16 protein-coding genes are annotated in these 20478 nt (G+C 54.2%); 7 read left to right on the forward strand and 9 right to left on the reverse strand.

Annotation, left to right across the window (positions count from 1 at the left end; genetic code table 11):
- Positions 1-27 precede the first annotated feature (27 nt).
- The 4 genes from ACEW81_RS09915 to ACEW81_RS09930 form a co-directional block, all read right to left on the reverse strand.
- Positions 28-726, reverse strand: coding sequence for a matrixin family metalloprotease (locus ACEW81_RS09915; protein WP_373532822.1), 699 nt, complete (start codon positions 724-726; stop codon positions 28-30).
- Between the two features lie 23 nt (positions 727-749).
- On the reverse strand, positions 750-983 hold the full coding sequence (locus tag ACEW81_RS09920) for a hypothetical protein (RefSeq protein ID WP_373532823.1): 234 nt from the start codon (positions 981-983) through the stop codon (positions 750-752).
- A gap of 242 nt (positions 984-1225) precedes the next feature.
- Positions 1226-5779, reverse strand: coding sequence for an AsmA family protein (locus ACEW81_RS09925; RefSeq protein ID WP_373532824.1), 4554 nt, complete (start codon positions 5777-5779; stop codon positions 1226-1228).
- A 224-nt stretch (positions 5780-6003) separates the two neighbouring features.
- Positions 6004-6210, reverse strand: a complete 207-nt coding sequence (locus ACEW81_RS09930) for a Sec-independent protein translocase subunit TatA/TatB (RefSeq protein WP_373532825.1) — start codon at positions 6208-6210, stop codon at positions 6004-6006.
- Between the two features lie 174 nt (positions 6211-6384).
- Here ACEW81_RS09930 and ACEW81_RS09935 point away from each other — a divergent pair, with 174 nt between their 5' ends.
- On the forward strand, positions 6385-6864 hold the full coding sequence (locus ACEW81_RS09935; protein WP_373532826.1) for a Fur family transcriptional regulator: 480 nt from the start codon (positions 6385-6387) through the stop codon (positions 6862-6864).
- Between the two features lie 19 nt (positions 6865-6883).
- Here ACEW81_RS09935 and ACEW81_RS09940 read toward each other — a convergent pair whose 3' ends face one another.
- The 3 genes from ACEW81_RS09940 to ACEW81_RS09950 form a co-directional block, all read right to left on the reverse strand.
- Positions 6884-7330: a TadE/TadG family type IV pilus assembly protein gene (locus ACEW81_RS09940; RefSeq protein WP_373532827.1), complete on the reverse strand. Its 447-nt coding sequence runs from the start codon at positions 7328-7330 to the stop codon at positions 6884-6886.
- 206 nt (positions 7331-7536) lie between these two features.
- Positions 7537-8196 (reverse strand): nicotinate (nicotinamide) nucleotide adenylyltransferase, encoded by a 660-nt coding sequence (nadD, locus tag ACEW81_RS09945; protein WP_373532828.1) that lies wholly within the window; start codon positions 8194-8196, stop codon positions 7537-7539.
- Positions 8197-8204: 8 nt separating this feature from the next.
- Positions 8205-8627: a hypothetical protein gene (locus tag ACEW81_RS09950; protein ID WP_373532829.1), complete on the reverse strand. Its 423-nt coding sequence runs from the start codon at positions 8625-8627 to the stop codon at positions 8205-8207.
- 157 nt (positions 8628-8784) lie between these two features.
- Between ACEW81_RS09950 and ACEW81_RS09955 the strand changes: the two genes are divergently transcribed.
- From ACEW81_RS09955 to ACEW81_RS09975, 5 genes are all read left to right on the forward strand, one after another.
- Positions 8785-9171 carry a hypothetical protein gene (locus tag ACEW81_RS09955; protein ID WP_373532830.1) on the forward strand — a complete coding sequence of 129 codons (387 nt, stop codon included), beginning with the start codon at positions 8785-8787 and terminating at the stop codon, positions 9169-9171.
- Between the two features lie 37 nt (positions 9172-9208).
- A complete protein-coding gene (locus ACEW81_RS09960) occupies positions 9209-10120 on the forward strand; it encodes a GGDEF domain-containing protein (RefSeq protein ID WP_373532831.1) in 912 nt (303 codons plus the stop codon).
- A 115-nt stretch (positions 10121-10235) separates the two neighbouring features.
- Positions 10236-12086, forward strand: a complete 1851-nt coding sequence (locus ACEW81_RS09965) for a glycoside hydrolase family 9 protein (protein ID WP_373532832.1) — start codon at positions 10236-10238, stop codon at positions 12084-12086.
- Positions 12087-12253: 167 nt separating this feature from the next.
- Positions 12254-15700: a DNA polymerase III subunit alpha gene (dnaE, locus tag ACEW81_RS09970; RefSeq protein WP_373532833.1), complete on the forward strand. Its 3447-nt coding sequence runs from the start codon at positions 12254-12256 to the stop codon at positions 15698-15700.
- Positions 15701-16216: 516 nt separating this feature from the next.
- Entirely contained in the window at positions 16217-16999 is a 783-nt protein-coding gene (locus ACEW81_RS09975; RefSeq protein ID WP_373532834.1) for a hypothetical protein, read from the forward strand.
- On the opposite strand, the gene ACEW81_RS09980 is transcribed toward ACEW81_RS09975, so the two are convergent.
- On the reverse strand, positions 16989-17879 hold the full coding sequence (locus tag ACEW81_RS09980; protein WP_373532835.1) for a WecB/TagA/CpsF family glycosyltransferase: 891 nt from the start codon (positions 17877-17879) through the stop codon (positions 16989-16991). The two genes, ACEW81_RS09975 and ACEW81_RS09980, sit on opposite strands and share 11 nt — an antisense overlap.
- A 145-nt stretch (positions 17880-18024) precedes the next feature.
- The gene (locus ACEW81_RS09985) at positions 18025-19251 is read right to left on the reverse strand and encodes an MFS transporter (protein WP_373532836.1); all 1227 of its coding nucleotides are present in this window, start codon (positions 19249-19251) and stop codon (positions 18025-18027) included.
- A 173-nt stretch (positions 19252-19424) separates the two neighbouring features.
- Between ACEW81_RS09985 and ACEW81_RS09990 the strand changes: the two genes are divergently transcribed.
- Positions 19425-20246: an Fpg/Nei family DNA glycosylase gene (locus ACEW81_RS09990; protein ID WP_373532837.1), complete on the forward strand. Its 822-nt coding sequence runs from the start codon at positions 19425-19427 to the stop codon at positions 20244-20246.
- Positions 20247-20478: the final 232 nt, after the last annotated feature.

Below are 20478 nucleotides of genomic sequence, written 5' to 3' on the forward strand. Positions count from 1 at the left end.
GGGGCCTTGGCCTGCCACGCGCGGCGGCTAGGCCGATTGCTGGGCGTCTCGATACAAGGCCATCAATCGTTGAGCGTCTTGCGGGCTTAAAACCGTTTGCTGCCAGCCTCGGTAATACATCACATCCTTGCTGTGCTCGGAATGCTCCAGCCCCAAGGCATGGCCCACTTCATGCAGCACGGTGGCCATGAGCCGATCCCGGCGCTTTTCCGGGGTTAAATGTCCGTCAATGACAGGTTCCAGAATCAGGGTAATGTGGGCCTTGCGAATGCGTTGGCCCTGTAACTCCCGGTTGGCGTGGCCCACTTCATAGTCTCTGCCTTTGACGGTTTCCCGGCTCCACTGGAACACAATATCGCCGTCCTCGCTCTGCTCGGTGGCCGGGTCCATGAGGCGAAACCGGATCTGTCCTTCACTGGCCACTTCCCATTGGCGAAGGGTGGCGAATAAAAGGCGCTCGCTGGGCATGGCGGCTTCTCCAGAGGGCGCCAGCCAAATTTTAAGCGGCATTTGCGCCAGCGACCATCGCACGGCTTGCCCCTCGGTTTTAGATTCGCTTGATCGCCATTGGCCCAAGGCGCTTAAAGCGGCCAGCGGATTTTTTTCCACGCTTTGCCGAACGGTTTCCAGTTTAAAACTATCCAGAGACAGGCCCTTTTGATCGCTGCGGGCCGCTGGAATTCTGGCGCCAGCGGATGGGCGGGGTTGCTTGTCGGGGATTTTCATCGTGTGATACAGGTCGCTTTCAGTTAAAGGGGGCGCTGGGGGTGTTCCGCTTCAAACTGTTCCAGATTCATGGATTTTAATTCTCCCGAAATCACCACCGTGAATTCGTCGAAAATTTCGCCAAGAGATTGTTTGAGGGCGAGATTACTTTGAACGGCCGGGTGGTTGGCATGGGTTTTGCCCGGAAACACCGCTCCCGCCTGCTGCGGGTTGGCCTGTTGAGATTTGAGGGGGTGTGGTTTTTTGTTTCCTGACATGATTAAGCACTCCTGGCTCCGGCAAGCAGCGGGGTAAGAGGCGGGAGGATATGGGTGTTCAGAGAATGAGAAGGGTTTGGCTACCTGCTCTCAAACACGCTCTGCCGCTTGCGAGTATCTTTCTGAAAAATGCTTCGACGGATTCAGGCAAAACTGAAGAAGGTTGGATCAATGGGTTATAGAAACGTTACATTTCACAGGCGGGGCAAATGGGCTTGCAAGGGCCGATGGCTGAAACCCGTCTACAGGTTTTGAGGGCGCACCCACTGGAAGTCCTGAATGGCGGCAGGGTCATCGGGCTGACCTACCAAACGCACCTGAAAGCGGTTGTATTTCCCGGCAGGCCCACCAAACCCCGGTACATAGCCCACCCCCGGAATATAGCCCAGCAATCCGGGCCGGTTTTCCCCAAAAGTTCCCAAAGCGGGAATGAATCGAAACAGTCTGCCTAAACTTAAATTGCCCAGCTTGCCCAGTTTGCCGGTGATATCCTGGCTCATGCGGCCATTAATCAGCATGTTGGCGTTGCCGTTATCCATGCGTAGGCTGCCCTGAATGAGTAAATCCAGATTCACCCCGTCGCTCACCAGATTTTGGGTGTACAAAATCTGATCATTAATCAGCATGTCCCCCGATAGTTCCGCAAAGTAGTTGGTGTCGTAAATGGTGAGGGAGCGAAACAGGTTGTTCAGGTTCAGGCCCAAAACCCCGCCCCGAAACACATTGGCGGTGGCCAGCAAGGTTTCTACCTTGGCAATGGCGGGCAGGCGGCCATCTGTAATCTTCATGCTCACCGTGCCGTTGGCGTTTTTTTGCAGTTCCTGATCGCTTTGTCCAAACGTGGTGAATCGCACCGTGCCATCCAGATCGCCAAAAATCTCGTTGGTGACATCCAGCAGGGCCTTGGTCAGGGCGTTGGCCTTAACCCCATTGGCGTTTAATTCCAGGGTGGTAAAACTGTTCTGGTTGGGGCTCATGGATAAATATCCACTCACGTTGCCCCCGGCGGCTTGCAGGGTGGTGTTGGTTAATTCAAAAAAGCTGTTGGCATTCAGCGAAAACAGACTTTGCAAGTTGCTTAAAATAATGTTTTGGTAAATCACTTCATCCGCATGCAGCTTGGCGTTGCGGAACTGCACGGCAGAGGTGGGATCGCCCTGTTGCCACGGGCGCAGGTAGTTATGCACCACCTGATCGATTAATTTGGGCTTCACCACTTCATTGTTGAAAATGGCTAGGCTGTCAATGCTGGCGAAGCTGGCGTCAATCACCACGTCTTCCAGGGGAATGGGTACTTCAAAAATGGTGTCGGAACGCCCGCTGACCCGCGCGGTGACCCCCGGAATCTTGAAGCTGGGTACGTCCGCCACGGCGGTTTCCCCGTTCAGGTCCACCCGGCCCGTAATGTCCTGCAACGTAAGATAGGGAATGGCCAGCCGGTTGGTGGCCACCCACCCGTTTAACTGATTCGGTTTGGCACTGGTGCCAGCGATTTGCACATCGGCCCCCAAGGTGCCGGTAGCCCCGTTGAAAAAGGTATTTTGCACGGCCCCCTGATTCAGCGCTTCCAGATTGAGTTCCGGCACGGTGACCACATGCGCTTGATAGCTCAGTTTTTCCGGGTCATCCAGATGGCTGGCCTTGCCTTCGGCCACAATATCGCCGCCCCCAAACAGGTGCAGATTGGCCCTTTCCAGCAACAGGTCATTGCCCAGCAAATGCAGGTTGGCCTGAAAAAAGGCTTGTCCCTTGTCTGCTGCCAGTTTATCCAGTTGCAGCTTGTCGGGAAGCGCGTTGGGATCGATGGCCTTGGTTTCCACGGATTCGTGGGGTTTGTCCAGCACCTTTTGGGCAATGAACTGGCCGGGTCTTTTCAGGGTGTCCAGTCCCAGCCCCAGCCCTTTGCCAACGGTTTGCCTGAAAATGCCAACCGTGGTGTTGGCCGCTCCCAAAGCGGTATTGGCGGCGTTAATGGCGTTAATGTTTTTAAGTACTTCCCGGTTTTTTTTGCCGTTGGGCTCTAAAATATCGGGGGCCTCGGCTGAAAAATCGGCGGAAGAGATGGCTTCTGTCTTCAGTTGCTCATTGCTTTTTGGCGGTTGGGTGGCAGGGGCTACATCGCTGTAGGCTTGGCGGAAATTTTGATTCAGGCTGAAAAACAAGTCGGCGTTTAAATCGTTTTTTTCAAAACCCGGTTGGCCCGGCAGGGCGGCGAACGTGCCGCTCAATTCCGTTTTGAAAGGAATGGCCCGGTAAGGGGTGGCGTTGCTGTGGTGGCTCACCAAAAAGTGATTAACCGTTAAATCGGATAAGGTGCCTTGAATCTCTCCTTGCAGGGCCTGATTTTGTTGCAGGTTGATGGTCATGGGAGAGTCCCCATACACCAGCGTCAGGTTTTGGCTTTGCACCACCGGCTGGCCGGGGTTGGCCTGCTGATAAAGCAGTTGGCCGTTCAGGTCATACAGGGGGAAATCTCCACCGGCCCAGGACAGGCCCGCGTGGTTGAAGGCCATGGTCATATCAGTGCGTTGATTGCTGAGGGTTCCCCGCAGGTTCAAATCACCCGCCGTATTCCAGATTTCCGGCAGTTTGGCCCCGGCCAGAGAGGCCAGCAAGTCCTGATTGTCTCGCACAAAGTCCATGGGTACCGTGCCAGAATCCAGCCGAACGTTATAAGCGCCCTGCGTGGTGAAGTTTCCACCCACCGTGGCAGCCACAGGGCCGTATAAAACAGCGGCATCCGGCAAGGTAATGGTTTGCCGGTCAAACAATAAAGACAGGTGCGGGATGCGTAACGGGTTTTCCGCCGTTTCGGTGCGCAGGGCCAGGTCGTTCACATCCAGCCGACCGGCCAGATTGAGGCCGGTACTGACCGTTAAATCCAGATTGGCCAAGCCCTGATAGGGATCAATTTGGGCGGCTACGGCTTGAAAATCCGGCAGTTTGTTCAACACCTCCCGCTTCAGGCGAGGCAAATCAATCTGCTTGCCGGTGAGCCGTACCTGATAATTTTGGAGGTTGGTGGCCAGTTTGCCGTTGGCCTGAAAAGTAGACCCTCCCAATAAGGCTCGGAAGTTTTCAATTTGAATCCAGTTTCCGGCCAGCCGCAAGACGCCTTTAATGTCGGTGAGCGGTACGCCGCTTTTGGGGTCTTTATAGTCTGCGTTTCGCACGTTGATGAGGCCATTGAGCGTGGGCATGGCCAGCGTTTTGGCCTCGGGCCGAATTTGCCCGTTGAAGGTTACATTGCCGTCAAACTGGTTGACGTTGACCCCTTGGCTGGCAATGATCAGTTTGCCGTCATGCACCGTCAGCAAGCCTTGATAATGAATGAGCGGATTGCTCAACCCCCGCCCGTGGAAGGATACCTTTCCGCTGACGTGGTTGGCGAAAATGCCCTGGCTTTGATCCGAAAAAGCGCCATCCCGGATGGCAATCAGTCCCCGGTAAACGGGCATTTTGCCGGTGCCGGTCAGTCGGGCGTCAATATTCAGCAAGCCACGAATGTCACGTCCCTGCAAGGCGTTGGGAGGAGCGCCCATGGCGGTTGTTTTGCGGGCCAGTGCGTCCACGTTGAGGTTGTGGCCGTACATCACGGCGTCAATACGATCGTTGGCCAGATTGTAGTGGCCGTTTACATGAAAGGGCAACCCTTGGGCCATCAGATTCATGGCCTTCAGCGTAATCAATTTGCCCTTCAGCAAAATAGCGCCATTCACTTTGTCCACCAGCGGAACCCGCCGGTTTTGAGCGGCATACAGGGCCAAATTGTTTAAATCAACCCGTCCGTTGGCCTCTTGAAAAACAGGCTGCCCGCCTTTAAAGGCTAGCTTGAAGCGGGTATCCAGTTTGGTCTTTCCGCTGGCCCAGTAGGGGCTGTACTCGGTGGGAATGGGCATGCCCAGCGTATCCGCCAATTGAAAAACCAGTGCCTGGGCTTGAAATAAATCCACCCCGGTACTTTTTAACTGCCCTTCCGCCAGTTGCTTGGGCAGGTGCTGGTAGTTAAAGTCCAGATTGACCGGCTGGCCGTTGATGGTTAAGGTCAGTCTTTGCAAATCGGCGATGGTAAAGGTTTTTTTTCCGGCGTCGCCATCGGTAATGAACTGCGGCACTTCCGCCGTTAGTCGATAGTCGCCCATGGCCTGTTTGGCCAGTTGAGAGGCTTTTGGGTTGGCGATTAAGTAAGCCAACTGGCCGGTAGCCAGCAGTTGGATGGGCTGTTTGGCCTCCAGATTTCGGATTGAAATTTGTTTGCCCGCAATGTGAAAGCGACGAACCTTGGGCAAGCCTTGCCGGGTGGAATCCGCCGGAATGGTATCCTCAATCAGGTAATCGCTTAGCAGTAGTTCGGCGTTCTTCAGTTCCGCCGGGTTTAAAAAGCCCGTTTTTTCAGGCTTGACCAATTTGAGATGAATGGCCGTAAACAGGCTTTGCTCGCCCACGGGAATATAAACGTGTTTCAGATGGATTTTTGCGATTTCCGGGGTTTGCCGGGTCAGCAGCGGCAAGTAGCGAATTTGCACACTGATGTTTTCCACAGTGCCCAGTTTGCGGTGTTTGATATCGGTAATGGCGGTGGTGTTTAAATGGGCCTGTATGCCGTGAAACAGGGTCGGCTCCAGGGTTAACTCCTGAATGGTAAAGTGAACCCCGGTGGACTTGTTCAGCCCGTCCTCAATCTGGCGCTTGATATCGGTAGTATCCATGAACAGGGGGACGGTTTTCAGCAGGGCATAACCCGCAATGCCAACGGACAAAGCAAGGATGACGATACGTTTGCGGGCTGGCTTCAATACTTTCCTGCTCCTTGTCCCATTTCATGATTCCGGTTCTTCATCCCAGTGCCCTCATCGTCTGATTTTTTATCTCTGATTTCTCATCCTGATTTTTTAACGGGCAACAAATCAGACTGGGCGAGGGGATGATGGTCTGTCTATACAATTACAATGATCGCCTGAAAATGGGAATTGTTCCGCTGGTGGTGCAAGCTCCCCCAACGGTTTATTAGCCTGGAAAACTATTCGGCCTTGTGATCGGGTGGGGTGTTGGTGTCTTTGCCGCCGGTTCCGCTGGCGGATTCCTTAAACTGGCGTACCCCGTCTCCCAGAGACTTCATGACGCCGGGCAGCTTGCCGGGGCCAAACAAAATCAGCACCAGCAGCACAATAATGGAAAGCTCAGGCAGTCCCAGGTTGATAAACATTAAAGTGGTTTCAGCTTGCATGGGCGTTCGCCTTTATGGTCGGGGCCTTGGCAGCGGGAAAAGGGTGGTGTTCGCTACGCCCAAGGCTTTGAATGGGATGGGCCGGATGCCTGACAAAATATGGGTTACTATTTGGAGGCTTGGCGTGTATGGTATATTTTACAGAAAAAGTGCCTAAAAAAGAAACGCCCCCGCATGACACCCACCCCGGAACTACAAACCAGAGCAGAATTGTCCGATATTCTTCGCAAGAAGGGTTTTCGGCTAACCCCTCAGCGGGAAAAAATTCTGGACCTCTTTTACCAGTTGCCGGAAGGGGAGCATTTAAGCGCCGAAGAATTGCAGAAAATGCTGCGTACCGAAAGCTCCGATATCAGTTTGGCCACGTCTTATCGCACTTTAAAGCTGCTGGCTTCGTTGGGCGTGTTGCGAGAACTGGATTTCGCCGAAGATCACAAGCATTATGAGCTGGCCCGCAACCCTAAATCTCCGCATCATCACATTATTTGTCTGGATTGCGGCACCACCGATGAATTTGAGAGCGACGTGATTATGCAATTTGCCGAAGCGCTGGCCAAGGATCGGGGCTTTGATATTGTGGATGTTCAGCTCAAAGTGTTTGCCCTGTGCAAACAGCACCCGGTGGAAGAAGATCGCTCGTCCAAGGGTCATTAAGGACCATTAGGTTCGCCCGCTAGTAAACGGACACGTCGGTTACCCCGGCGTAGGTAATATTAATATCGGCTGGCAACACCCGTTGTGGCCCGGAGATGGTGGGGATGGACAAGTGGGCGAATAACGGGGTAAAGGTGACTTTAACGCTGCTTTGATAGGCATGTTGATTGGGGATTTGTTTGACGATGCCGGTTCCCTTTAACCCGCTGGCGGCCAGCTTGTTATTAAGCTGGGTTTGCCCCACGCTGGCGCTGTGATAAATAGAGGCGGTGTAAGAGGCGCTGCGAACCGCCATTTTGGCACTCTCATAAGTCATCCAGGCCCGTCCAGCGTCAATGGTGAAAAATACCAGTAGCAGCATCAGGGGCAAGGTTAAGGCCAGTTCCACCAGGTTTTGCCCCGAATGCGCTGCGGATCGGGGTTTTGTGGGTAAAGCGCAATGGCCATGTGAGAGGGCGAAAGGCATGCGGGTGGACGTCCTGGCTGTGGGCGGCGGGTTCCGTGTTTTCAAACCACAAGGGCAGATAAACAGGCTTTGCATCCCTTATCGGCGCTTTCTGCCAAAAATTGAGCGAAATTGGCGGAACCCTTCAACTAAATTTACAGGATTGAATGGCAGGGGCTACCGTTTGCCTGTGGCAAGCCATGAAAGGGTCTTTTTGGGGCTGACCTTTATAAGGGTGTGGGGTTCTGGTAAAGCCCATTCCAGCCGATGAAAGCCCGCACCGGTTCGGGCAGGTAATAGCGTAGGGCCTCCAAATCCGCAGGGGGCTGGGTTTGCCTTAATTGCTGGCGAATGGTGGTGGCCGAAATGGCCAGCGGGGGCATGTGAATGCGGCTGGTGTTTAAAGCGATTTTTTGCCCGTTCAGAGTAACGTGCTCTACCCAAGGATACTCGGGCCGGGGGGCTTGCAAAAAGTGAACCGTGTCTATCAGGACGTCTGGCTGATGCCAGGATGCCAGCTTGGCCAGGGCATCGGCCCCAATAATAAACGGTACCGGCGGGGTGATTAAACCCGCTTGGGCCAGGCGGCTCAGGGTGTCCACGGTGTAGCTTTTATCAGGAAGGCTCAGTTCAAAGTCGCTGACTGTAAAGCCGGGGTGGTGGGCGGTGGCCAGTTGTACCAGCTTCAACCGCAGGGCAGCGGCTAGCAAGTCCGGTTGCTCATGCCTGTGGGGCGGGGTTCCGGCGGGCATAAAGGTAATACGCTCAAACCCCAACAAGCCCCCGAATTGAGACAGCGCGGATTGGGCAACCATTAAATGCCCGCTATGCACCGGGTTAAACGTGCCAAAGTAAAAGCAATGGCCAGAAGAGGCATCAGGCGGCATGCTGGCCCTTAATCCTGAGGGGTGCGGTGATATTCGGCCATTTCATCGTGCAAATCGGCCAAGCGCCGTGCTTCGGCTTCCCGGATGGTGCGCAGATGCTCATCGTACTGCTTGAGGGTCACAAAGTCTTCCAGATGCACCACGTAGCAGCGGTGTTGCTGATCAAACACGGTGCGCGCGCCCAGCAGGTGAATGATGGTGCCTAGCTCGGTGGCCGTAATGCGATCGTAGAGATCCGGCACGTTGGAATGGCAGATGACCGTGGTTTTGCCATCGGTGATCGTGAAGAACTGCACCTTTTTGCGGAAGGTGGTAATTTTCTCCAGCACCACGGGCCATTCTTCGGGCAACAGTTGCCCTTGTTTAACCAGCGACAAATCGGGAGAAGGTGATAAATGTTGGGAAAGAATACGGTACAGTGAGAAATCCATGCGAGATGTATCAATTTACGATAATTACGACAACATACTAAAGAATTTAGCCCATCCGCCGATAACTTACAAGTAGCAAGCAATGGAAGCATGGGTGATCAGGATGGGCTTTGACGGCCTCCCCAGACCCTCGCAGGTCAATTCTTATACGGATTCAATGAACCCTTACACCGCAGGCAATCTGGCCCGCACAGATCAGGCTGGCCAGCCGCTGATTCAGAAGCTCTCTAAAGAAGAGGGCCTTCAAGCGCTGCAAGAAGAGCAACGTGGCTATCCGCAGGCCGATGAGGACGCTTCGGGGGAAACCTTTTCCGAGGAGGATGCCGAGGAAATTCTGCTGTTTGCCAAAATGCGGGGGCTGATGAACGTTTCGCTGCAAAGCGGCAAGCGTTACGAGTTTCGGATCAACCCGCAAACGGGTATGGTGGAGCTGACGGAGCTGGATTCCGGGGCGCTGGTGATGCAACTGACCCCGGTGGAGCTGATGCGCCTTTCGGAAAAGTTGCAGCGTTATGCGGGCATGCTCACCGATTTAAGCGGCTAAGGCCTTTTCGCTCAAATCGTGAAATCCCTTTATAATAATGAGCATGACCTTTATTTATGTATTATCCAATCAGCCCACCCCGTTGGCCTTTCGTGTGGCCGAAGCAGTGGGAGAGCGCTATCCCGTTCAGGCCATTCAAACCGAGCGGGAACTGCTGGAGAAGCTGCCAGACAGTCGGCAAGCCATTGTGTTTGTGGATTGTGAAATTGGCCAGATAGCGCCTTTTACTGTGCTTTGTCGAAGTGTTTTGCCAGCCGCCACGGTGGTTGCGGTTTTGCCGGACGCCACACCCATTGCCGAAGTGCCGGTGCTGGATATGGATTGCCACTTGCTGCCGGTTGGGTTTAGCGATTTTGACCTGTTGAGCCGGGTGGCTTCCGCCATTCGCCAAAGCGAGTTGTTGGCGGTAATGGCTGATAGCGCCCCACTGGATGAAGTGACCAACCTGCATAATCGCGCCTTTTTTATGCAAAGGCTGGGAGAAGAGATTTCGCTGGCCCGCAGGCATGCCGGGCCGCTTTGTTGTGTGGTTTTAAGTCTGGATGGCTACCGCATGTATCTGGATAGTTACGGCTATCACTTTATGAACGCCCTGCTGCGCTTTGTGGGGGATGCCATTAGCGGCATGACCCGCCATGAGGACACCGTGGCCCGGCTAGGGGACGATGAAATCGCCATTTTGCTGCCCCGAAGCTCGGAAGCGGGGGCTAAGGTATTTACCACCCGGCTGGTAGAAACGCTGAATGCGCTGGTGTTTAACAACGGAGCCTACTCCGAGGATATTATGGTCAGCGCCGGGTTGGTGGGCTACCCCCTGCCCGATTCCGTCAATCCAGACGCCGACACTCTGGTTCGCTATGGTCGCCACGCCTTGTATCAGGCCAAGGCGGATGATGACGAGGCGTTGAATAAAGTGTGCGTGTTTAGCGAGATAAAGCCCGCGCTCTGAAAACCGGCTTCTGAAAAACCAGTTGAGGGGCGCATGGTTTTTTGACAGTGGGTATGATCTTGCCTAAGATGATTCCACTGCTTATCAAACGCCACAGGCTGAGAGAGTTCCCCCTATGCCCATGTGTCTTACCCGAAAGGCTGTTGCCTTTGCCGCCGTTAGCTTGTCCGCACTGGTCTGGTTGACCGTACCGGCTGAGGCGCTCTCCTTTCGCCAGTCCTCTATCGGATACCATCCGCAAGGGGCCAAGGTGGCCATTTTGGAAGATGTGCCGGAAGATCAGAAGATTGAGGTGGTGTTGTTTGACCCCACCAAGCGCAATCCCCGCTTTCCGGTGCTTTTGGGCGCTACGGTGTACAAAGTGGAAAACATTCAGGCTTTTCAGGAGCCGGGACAGCAAGGGCCGGGTACCAAGAACCTGCTGCTGGATTTCTCAGACTTTCAGTCTCCCGGCACCTACGAGTTGCGGATTGAGGGGATGGATGTGAAGTCCCGGCCCATTAAAATTAACGATTACCTGTATTGGGATAACCTGAAGCCGGTGGTTCGCAGCTTTTATTTTCAGCGTTGCGGCAGTGATGTTGAGGATCGGGTGCTGAAGCTGTATCACAGCGCCTGCCATTTGTATGACGCCGCCTTGCCAGAAGGGGCGGACAGCCAGAGAATTAGCCTGGGCCAGAATACGGATGTGATTGGGGGCTGGCATAACGGAAGCGATTACGCCAAGTACGTGACCTCAACGGCCCTATCTGCGGCTCGTTTAATGGCCATGCACGAATGGGGACCCAAGCCGTTCAAGTATTTTAGAATGGATTACCCCTTGTTTGAGCCGGGGTATGGCTCAACTGACGATCTTCACCACGAAATCAAGGTGGGGCTGGACTGGTTAATGACCATGCAGCGCAAGGATGGTTCCCTGCATCGCAAAGTGGCCGGTAAAACCTGGCCGGGGCCTAAAATGGGGCCAGTGGACGATGAGCAGGAACGCTATCTCTACGGCATTAGCACACAGGATACAGCCAATGCCGCCGCGGTTTGGGCCATGGCGGTTCGGGATTTCAAGGCGGCGGATTTGGGCTACAGCGTTAAATCCTTGCGGGCCGCCGAGCGGGCCTGGGATTTTCTGGAAGCCCACCCCGGCACCATTTACCAGCGATCGGAGAGTGATTTTTCCGGTTCGGGCGAATTTTTAACCCCCAAGGGCAAAGGCGACTTGCCTTACCGGGTTTGGGCCGCCGCCGAATTGTACATTACCACCGGCAAGGAGCAGTATCACCGTTATTTCTTAACCCATGTGGGCGAGGTTCCCTTGCAGCGCTTTGCCTGGACCAATCCGGCCATTCAGGGCATTACCGATTACTTGCTGTACGCCCAAGTGCAAGATCCCGCTGTGGCCAGCGCTTTGAAAGCCAATATCATGCGCATGGCCAATGGGGTGCAGGATGCGTTGGCTCAGGATATCTACGCCGCCGGACTGGGCCGTTACGAGACGGGTTCCAATCCCGAAATCGCTGAGCGTACCGCCCTGCTATTAACCGCCTATCGCTTGAGTGGGGACGCCCGCTACCGGCAAACCGCCAGCCGCAGCGCCACTTACCTTTTTGGTCTGAACCCCATGGGGCTGACCTATGTCACCGGGCTCAGCGAGGAGCCGTCGGTCACGCACCCCGCCCATCGCTGGTCTTCGGCCATGGGCAAAGTGGTTCCCGGCTTGTTGGTGGATGGCCCCAATGAAACCGCCGCCGATGGCAAAACGCCTGCCGGATTGGGCGCTCGCAGTTATGTGGATGATGCCGAGGCCACGGGTTCCAATGAGTCTCGCTTGATGAACAACGCCAGTTTGGCCTTTTTACTGGCCGCCCTCAATGATGCCTATAACTCGGCGGCCCAGAATGAGGATCAGAAGCCCGCTGGCCCGCTGGATTTTAAACTGGCCCCGGAGAGAGCCGGAAGCAGAGCCAAATAATAACCCTGCGGATTTAAGCACCAGCGTTTATAAACGCTAAAATCGCTTAATCATGCGTGGGTTTCCCTTTACGATGGGGCGGCGGGGGTGGCACAATAGAGGCAGGGGATCATCCTGCCCACGTTTGACCGTACCGTACCCTTCCCCCCAGAAATAGAGTTGAGTTGATGAGTACACCCCGCCCGTTTGTCCATCTGCATGTGCATACCCATTACAGTATGCTGGATGCCGCTACCCGTGTGCCGGATCTGGTAAAAATCGCTGTGGCCAATAACATGCCAGCGGTGGCCATTACCGATCATGGGGTGATGTATGGGGCGGTGGAACTGTATAACGCCTGTAAGGGGGCTGGCCTCAAGGCCATTATCGGGGCGGATTTATATGTGGTGGACGGCGATATTACCGATCGAAGCAGCCGCCAGCCCATGCATCAGCTGGTGTTGTTGTGCAAAAACGAAATTGGCTATAAAAATCTGGTCAAAATCGTGTCTCGCTCGCATCTGGAAGGGTTTTATTACAAGCCACGGGTCAACTGGGACATTATCAAGGCCCATAGCGAAGGCTTGATTGCCCTGACCGGGGATTTAACCGGCCCGGTGGCCCGTCCTATCCTGCGGGGGCATGTGGATGAAGCCCGTGAGCGGGCCAAATTCCTGAAGGACGTGTTTGGCGAAGATCTGTACCTTGAAATCGTGGATCACGGCAAGGAACCGGAGTACCGCTTTGCGGTCGAGGCGGTCAAAATTGCTCAGGAATTGGGCATTGAGCTGGTAGTGACCAATGACACCCACTTTTCCCGCCCCGGCGATGAAATTATGCACAATATCCTGCTGTGTATGCAACAAGGGAAAACGCTGGCTGAAAGTGGATCTCGTGATATTTACGGGCCGCAATACTATATTAAATCCGGCGATGAAATGGCCAGACTGTTCCAGTTTTTAGACGCCGACGTGCGGGAACGGGCGCTGGATAACACCCTGAAAATTGCCGATAAGATTGAGTTCAAGCTCAAGCAGGGAGAATCCATCTTGCCGGATTACCCCATTCCAGAAGGCACCACTTTAGAAGGGGAGCTGGAGCGGGAAGTGATGGAGACCGCTCGGGAGCGCTTTGCCGAAATCACCCCTGCCATTCAGGAACGGCTGGATTTTGAGCTGAATATCATCAACCAAATGGGCTTTCCGGCCTATTTTTTAATCACCGCCGATTTCATCCGCCATGCCCGAGACAATGACATTCCGGTGGGGCCGGGCCGGGGGTCCGCCGCCGGGAGTTTGGTGGCCTTTGTGCTGGGCATTACCGATATCGATCCGCTGGCCCATAACCTGCTGTTTGAGCGATTTTTGAACCCGGAACGGGTATCCATGCCGGATGTGGATATCGACTTTTGCATTGATCGCCGGGAGCAGGTGATTGAGTATGTGCGTCGCAAGTACGGGGCCGATCGGGTCTGCCAGATTATTACGTTCGGCACCCTGGCCGCTCGGGCCGCCCTGAAGGCGGTGGCACGGGTGATGGAGATTCCCTTTGCGGAAAGCAACAAGCTGGCGGCCATGATTCCGTTTGGGCCTTCCATCAAGCTGAAAGACGCTTTGGAAGATGGCATGGAGCTGAAAAAACTGTATGACACCGACCCCAAGGTAAAAGAGCTGGTGGATTTGGCCCTGGCGCTGGAAGGCACCGCTGTGAACGTGGGCATGCACGCCGCCGGGGTGGTGATTTCTAAAGACGCGCTGGATAGCGTGGTGCCGGTGCAATTTACCAAGGACGGGCATGAGACCGGGCAAATTGTGTCCCAGTACCCCATGGGGGATTTGGAAAAGCTGGGCCTGCTGAAAATGGACTTTTTGGGCCTGCGAAACCTGACCATTATTGACAACACCGTGCAACTGGTCCGGCAAATCCGGGGGGAGGCGGTGGATATGCGCCACTTGCCGCTGGATGATCAGCAGGTGTATGAAATTTTGACCGCTGGGGATACGGATGGGATTTTCCAGCTGGAATCCGGAGGGATGAAGGCGCTGGTGAAGGATTTGAAGCCGTCCGTGTTTGAGGACATCGGCGCCTTGGTGGCCTTGTACCGTCCGGGGCCGTTGAACTCGGGGATGGTGAAGCAGTTTGTGGATCGCAAGCACGGGCGGGCTCAGGTGGAGTACAAGCATCCGGCGCTGGAGCCTTTGCTGAAGGACACCTACGGCACCATTGTGTATCAGGAACAGATTATGCAGATTGCCCAGTCCTTGGCCGGGTATTCGCTGGGGCAGGCGGATTTGCTGCGTCGAGCCATGGGTAAGAAAAAAGCGGACATTATGGAGCAGGAGCGGGCGGGCTTTTTGGCGGGCTGCGAAAAAAACAGCGTGGATTTAACCATTGCCAACGAGCTGTTTGACACCATGAGCGAGTTTGCGGCCTACTGCTTTAACCGGTCTCACTCGGCGGCCTATGCCTTGGTGGCTTATCAAACCGCTTATTTAAAAGCGCATTACCCGGTGGAGTACTTGTCAGCCCTGCTTTCCAGCGTGAGCAACGACTTGGAGAAGGTGCAGTTCTACATTTTGGCCTGCCGCAAAATGGGCTTGAAAATTTTGCCGCCGGATATTAATAAATCCGGGCAAAACTTTACGCCCGATGGTGATAAAGCCATTCGCTTTGGCATGGCCACCATTAAAAACGTGGGGGTAGGGGTGGTGGAAAACATCATTCAGGCCCGCACCGAAAAGCCCTTTGCCTCGCTGGAAGATTTTTGCGAGCGGGTGGACCCCAAGGCCCTGAATCGAAAAACCCTGGAAAGCCTTATTAACAGTGGGGCCTTTACCGAATTCGGGGCTTCCCGCAAGCAGTTGTTTCAAAACGTGGAAACGCTCACCAATTACGCCGCCCGCTTTCAGGAGCGTAAAATTACGGGGCAAGCCAGTTTGTTTTCTTTGCTGGGGGGCGGCGATGATGCCGAAAGCAGTTTTGGCGGCCTGATTTTATCCGGGGACCCCGGCGAGTACAGCGATGAGGAAATTCAGCAGTTTGAAAAAGAGTTGCTGGGCTTTTATGTCAGCAGTCATCCGCTGGATAGCCTGCTGGACAAGTTGCCCATGATGACCAGCCATACCATTGCCGAGCTGAAGGATTTCCCGGATGGGGTGGACGTGGTGATTGGGGGCCTGATTTCCAGCTTGCAAAAGAAAATAACCAAGACCAATCGTCCCATTTGGATTGGCAAGCTGGAGGATTTTTCCAGCGAAACCGAGTTTGTGATGTTTTCGGACGCCATTGAAAAAGTGGGCGAGCGGGTGGCCGAGGGTAAAAAAGTATTAATTCAGGGCCGCCTGCAATTTCGGGGCGATAACGGGGATCAGTACAGCATTATTTTAAATGAGGTTCACCCGGTGGATGAGGTACAGCCCTTGCACCTGTTTTTTGAAAGTGCCCCCAAGTGGGAAATTTTGCAAACCATTAGCACCATTCTGGTTCGCAACCGGGGCTTTAATTCGGTCATCCTCAATTTTACAGACGGCACCCGCATTAAAGCCGGCACCAAATTCTGGATCAACAACGGCAACCGCCAACTCGTCAAAGACGCCCTAGAATCCACCTTCGGCCAAATTTTAAAGGTAGGATGAGTCAAAATCCTGTCATTCCCGCGCAGGCGGTAATCCACGCTGCCTTTCACGTCGTTTTGTTGGATTGATTGTGGGATCTGTGCGTTGTTCCGCTCAGTGGATTCCCGCCTGCGCGGGAATGACAGGAGGATTTGAGCGGATAACAGGATCAGGATGGCTTGAGTGCTTGGTGAAGGGTTTGTGAGTTGCTGCTAACGCTTGCTCGCCCTGTCATTCCCGCGCAGGCGGGAATCCACGCTGCCTTTCACGTCGTGTTGTTGGATTGATTGGGGGATCTGTGCGTTGCCACGCTCAGTGGATTCCCGCCTGCGCGGGAATGACAGGATGGCTTGAGGGAGTGATAGGGTTGGTTTGCAGAAATACTATGAAAAAGATCGCATGGGGAGGTCTGGAGGGGGGACAGGGCTTGCCCTGAACTCTGTCCCCCCGCCAGTGGGGTTGAAGGGGCAAAGCCCCTTCTAAAACCAAACTTTTCACACTGTTATAATATCCACACAATCAAGGGGGGAAATGATTGTGGAAAACGCAGTGACGCAAACGCTGGAAGACTGGATTGAAGGGGGACTTCAGTTTTTTTTCGGGTTTTTGCGAACTTACTGGCGCATGGTGCGAGAGCCGGGTATCACGGCGCAGCAACTGGTGTGGCCTGCGGCAGGACAGGCTGTTGATTTTACGTTGCCTTATACCTATTTCGCGCTGTCTTTTTTGCTGAACTTTTTACTGCTGCGAACGTTGTTCAGGGTGTTGCACGAAGGCCGCAATCTGGTTCAGGGGTTTGTACCCATGTTGATGCAAAACGTGTCCAATCCGGCCCATCTGGATCCGTTAACGGCGTTTATGTTGATGATTTTAAAGGTGATTCCGCTGTTTGGGGTGGTGATAGTGGCTTGTGGGTGGTTCTCCAAACGGTTGCGATTGTCGGAGTCGATGCGTTTCAAGGCGCTGGCGGTTTTTTGCTATTGCTTTGGGTTTTTCTGGAATAACCTGACGATTTGCCTGTTGGCGTTGCTGGCTTTTGCCCAGCTTTGGCTGTGGTACGGGCCGGGGCCGGGGGCGCAACCATTATTGATGACTCTCTACACTTTGTTGGGTTTGCTGGCGTTGCTGGCCGTGCTGATTTGCTATCGGTTCATTCGGCAGATGTTTCGGGCCTTGCTGACGCAGGAAGGGGTGGCCCCTCACCGGAATCCGCTAGCGCTTCAATGGTGGGGGGTGTGGTTGTTGATTGTGGACATTGCAGTTGGGCTGGGGGTGGAATACGGGATGACCCTGCTGGATGTGAGCCTGTTTAAGGGTTAAGATTGACCGGGGAAGCGGGTTTTTGGGTGGTAATGCCTGAGGGGGAGCGATGCATGATTTTTTGAAGGGCGGCTTGCAGCAAAATACGGCTGAGAAACCATGGATTTCCGACCACATAGCGGCCTAGCAGGCGTTTGGGCTCGGTGCCTAAACGATACAGCCACTCTAGCCCCGCATCGCCCATCCAGCGGGGGCAGCGGGATACTTTGCCAGACATAAAATCCATGACCGCCCCAATGGCGTAAATGGTAGACACTTTCAGGCGGTGGCGATTTTGGGCGATCCATTGTTCCTGTAAAGGGGTGCCAAAGCCCACAATCAAAATGTCGGGCTGGCAGGCGTTAATGCGCGCAATGACGGCATTTTCCAGCTGGGGATCTTTCAAAATAAACCCGTGATGGGCTTCAATCACCGAGTGATGGGGAACCATCTGGTTCAGTTTGCTCATGGCCGCCTCAGGAACGCCGGGTTCTCCACCCAGCAGGTACACCGAGCAGTGTTCTTCAGCCAGAGCGCTCAGCATATCAGGGAACCAGTCGGCGGCGGTGAGCCGGGTGGGCAGGGTTTGGCCCAGCCATTTGGCGCCCACTACAATGCCTGCCCCGTCACAGTAAACCAGATCGGAGGTTTGCAGGCAGCGCTTGAGGGCCGGGTTCATCCAGGCGGCGTTGGCCACATGAATGTTCAGGTAATGCACCAGAGTTTGGCCGGGTGCTTTGGTGTCCTGGGCGATGCGTTTAAACAGGCTTTGCGGGTTGGGAAAGCCGGTGACCGAAATGCCCTCAATATTTACCACGGCCGGGTAAGGCTGCAGGGCGGGGTGAGCGTCGGAAGAACCACAAAATGAATTTGGAAATGAACCCGAAGAAGATGAAGTCATGGTGGATGGCTACCTGAACAGTCGCTTTTGGGCAAGGGTGTTTCAATAGAATCCAAACATGACCATCAATTGCCTATGGGGGGCAAAAAATTGTCTATGGGGTCAAAAAAGTCTATTGTTGCGGGCGATCGAGAAAGGCGTGGGCTTAATCTACTTTGACATGAGGGGTTTTGGGTTCCGATGGCAGCTGAAGCGAGACAAACACCCCCAGCACCATCAAGGCCGCCGAAAACCAGAACGGGGAGATGCCATAGAAGGCGCTTCCGCTATCGGCGTCGTATTGCAACAGCAGGCCGCCAATAACGGGGCCAAATAAACGCCCCAAACTGGCCGTGGATTGCATCACCCCCAGCACAATGCCTTGAGACTGGGCATCGGCGGATTTGGAGGCCAGCCCGCTGAGCAAGGGGGTCACCAGACTGTTGCCAATGGCCAGCGCGGTGGAGGCCAGCACCACCATCATCAAGCTACTGCTGAGGGGCAGCAGGGCCATACTCAGAAACAGAAATACGCTGCCCACAATAATTAAGGGCTTTTCTCCAGTTTTGGGAACCATGCGGCGCAGCAGCCCGCCCTGAATTAAAACGCCCAGCATGCCGATATAGGCAAACAGCCAGCCATTTTCACGGGCATGCCACTGCAAGCGGTTGGCGGTAAACAGGGTAAACAAGGCGGTTACCAAAGAAAAGGCCAGGGTAGAGATCATGGACACCCACATGACGGTGCCAATGGGGCCATTTTTAACCTGTAGAAAATTTTGCCACATCGAGCCGGAAACGGCAGGATGCGCTTTTCGCTGGGCCTCGTTCAGGCTTTCCGGCAAAAAGCAGTAAATGGCCACCACGTTCAGCAGGGCCAGCCCGGCGGCCACATAAAAGGGCAGCTGAATGGAATATTGCCCCAGCAGGCCCCCAATGGCGGGGCCAATTACAAAGCCCAGCCCAAAGGCCGCCCCAATAATACCCATGGCCCCCGAGCGTTTTTCCAGAGGCGTCACATCGGCGATATAGGCTTGGGCGGTGGGGATATTGCCCCCGGAGGCCCCATCGATCAGGCGTCCTAAAAATAGAAGCCACAGGCTGTTTGCCAATCCCATCATTAGAAAACTGATGGCCGTTCCCAGAATGCTGAATAGCAGCACGGGTCTGCGGCCAAAGCGATCGGACCAGCGGCCCATTAAGGGCGCGAAAATCAGTTGCATCAGCGAAAAACTGCCAAAGAGGATCCCGATTTGCCAGTCGGTGGCGTGAAAATGGCGGGAGTAGAGCGGTAGAATGGGAATGACAATGCCAAAGCCAATCATATCCACCAAAATGGTTAAAAAGATAATGAGAATGGGCGATAAACCCTTTTTTGGAGCGCTGTCGGCCATGGCGTTATTCCTGCGATTTCCAGTTGAGTATAGGATGTCATCTTCTTACAGAAACAGGGGATTTCAAGCGGTTTTGCTTCCAGGGGGCAAGGGTGTTTTTGGGCACGGTCTTGTTCTATGATAGCGCCTGAAGTTGTGCTGTTATTTTGCCTTGAATCTGGGTTTGATTGTTTATGCCTGAATTGCCGGAAGTGGAAACCTTTAGACAGTTTGCTGAACAGTACGCCTTAAATCGCCCGGTGCGACAGGTGCGGGTGCTGACGCCCAAAATTCTGGAAAACACCACCGAGGCTCAACTCAGGCAACAGGTGGAAACCCGTTGCCTCACCCATACCCGGCGGGTGGGCAAGCATTTGCTGATTCAAATTGAAGGCGGGGGGTGGTTGTTTTTGCACTTTGGCATGACGGGTTATTTGAGTTACGCACAGGGCAGTCAGCGGATTGTAAACGCCTACGGCAATCCCGCTTTGCCGGAAAAGCATATTCGGGTGCAGTTGGAATTTGAGGACGGGGGGCTGTTTAATTTTCACGAGCAGCGCATGTTTGGCAAATTGGGATGGACCCCGCAGGCTGATGCTTATTTTAAGGCAAAAAAACTGGGGCCAGATGCCCTTGAGGTGGAGAAAGCGCCGTTTATAGCCGCCCTTCAAAAACGCAAAGGCCAGCTCAAGCCCGCCCTGATGGATCAATCTTTGGTGGCCGGGGTAGGAAATGTGTACGCGGATGAGTTGCTGTACCAGTGCGGCCTACATCCTGAGCGTCTGGTTTCCGGGTTGCCCGCTGCGGCCATGGGGGAGGTTTATACCCAAATGGTGGCCGTGTTGCGGGATACGGTGGCCGTGCAGGCGGATCGGGATCAACTGCCGCCCCACTATCTGTTGCACACCCGCAAGCCCAAGGGCCGCTGTCCGCAGGGAAATCACTTGCTGGATGTTAAATCCATTGGGGGGCGCACCACCTATTTTTGCCCCATTTGTCAGCCCTTTTTGGGTTAAATGCCAGAAGGCTGGGGTTTCGGCGTTTTGGGGTGGGTAAATGCCATTTTTTCACTTCAGGTCACTTTAGGTTTACGAAAGTTAACCTTCGGTGGTTATTCTCTGCATAAGTCTTTACTATATTTATAATAATTGCTATACTTATTGTAGTTATGGATTGGTAAAGCGTGGAAACGATATTTTGAGAAGCAGAATGACACCAGCTGCTAATGGCCTGGTCAAGCGGGCGGCT

The sequence above is a fragment of the Vampirovibrio sp. genome (genome assembly GCF_041737375.1).
Taxonomy (GTDB): Bacteria; Cyanobacteriota; Vampirovibrionia; order Vampirovibrionales; family Vampirovibrionaceae; genus Vampirovibrio.

What these genes read in the sequence shown, in the direction of transcription:
- ACEW81_RS09950 (WP_373532829.1), bottom strand. Translation starts at nt 8,627, where the DNA reads ATGGATTTCTCACTGTACCGTATTCTTTCCCAACATTTATCACCTTCT.
- ACEW81_RS09955 (WP_373532830.1), top strand. Translation starts at nt 8,785, where the DNA reads ATGAACCCTTACACCGCAGGCAATCTGGCCCGCACAGATCAGGCTGGC.
- ACEW81_RS09965 (WP_373532832.1), top strand. Translation starts at nt 10,236, where the DNA reads ATGCCCATGTGTCTTACCCGAAAGGCTGTTGCCTTTGCCGCCGTTAGC.
- ACEW81_RS09960 (WP_373532831.1), top strand. Translation starts at nt 9,209, where the DNA reads ATGAGCATGACCTTTATTTATGTATTATCCAATCAGCCCACCCCGTTG.
- nadD (WP_373532828.1), bottom strand. Translation starts at nt 8,196, where the DNA reads ATGCCGCCTGATGCCTCTTCTGGCCATTGCTTTTACTTTGGCACGTTT.
- ACEW81_RS09980 (WP_373532835.1), bottom strand. Translation starts at nt 17,879, where the DNA reads ATGACTTCATCTTCTTCGGGTTCATTTCCAAATTCATTTTGTGGTTCT.
- ACEW81_RS09985 (WP_373532836.1), bottom strand. Translation starts at nt 19,251, where the DNA reads ATGGCCGACAGCGCTCCAAAAAAGGGTTTATCGCCCATTCTCATTATC.
- dnaE (WP_373532833.1), top strand. Translation starts at nt 12,254, where the DNA reads ATGAGTACACCCCGCCCGTTTGTCCATCTGCATGTGCATACCCATTAC.
- ACEW81_RS09940 (WP_373532827.1), bottom strand. Translation starts at nt 7,330, where the DNA reads ATGCCTTTCGCCCTCTCACATGGCCATTGCGCTTTACCCACAAAACCC.
- ACEW81_RS09920 (WP_373532823.1), bottom strand. Translation starts at nt 983, where the DNA reads ATGTCAGGAAACAAAAAACCACACCCCCTCAAATCTCAACAGGCCAAC.
- ACEW81_RS09935 (WP_373532826.1), top strand. Translation starts at nt 6,385, where the DNA reads ATGACACCCACCCCGGAACTACAAACCAGAGCAGAATTGTCCGATATT.
- ACEW81_RS09930 (WP_373532825.1), bottom strand. Translation starts at nt 6,210, where the DNA reads ATGCAAGCTGAAACCACTTTAATGTTTATCAACCTGGGACTGCCTGAG.
- ACEW81_RS09990 (WP_373532837.1), top strand. Translation starts at nt 19,425, where the DNA reads ATGCCTGAATTGCCGGAAGTGGAAACCTTTAGACAGTTTGCTGAACAG.
- ACEW81_RS09915 (WP_373532822.1), bottom strand. Translation starts at nt 726, where the DNA reads ATGAAAATCCCCGACAAGCAACCCCGCCCATCCGCTGGCGCCAGAATT.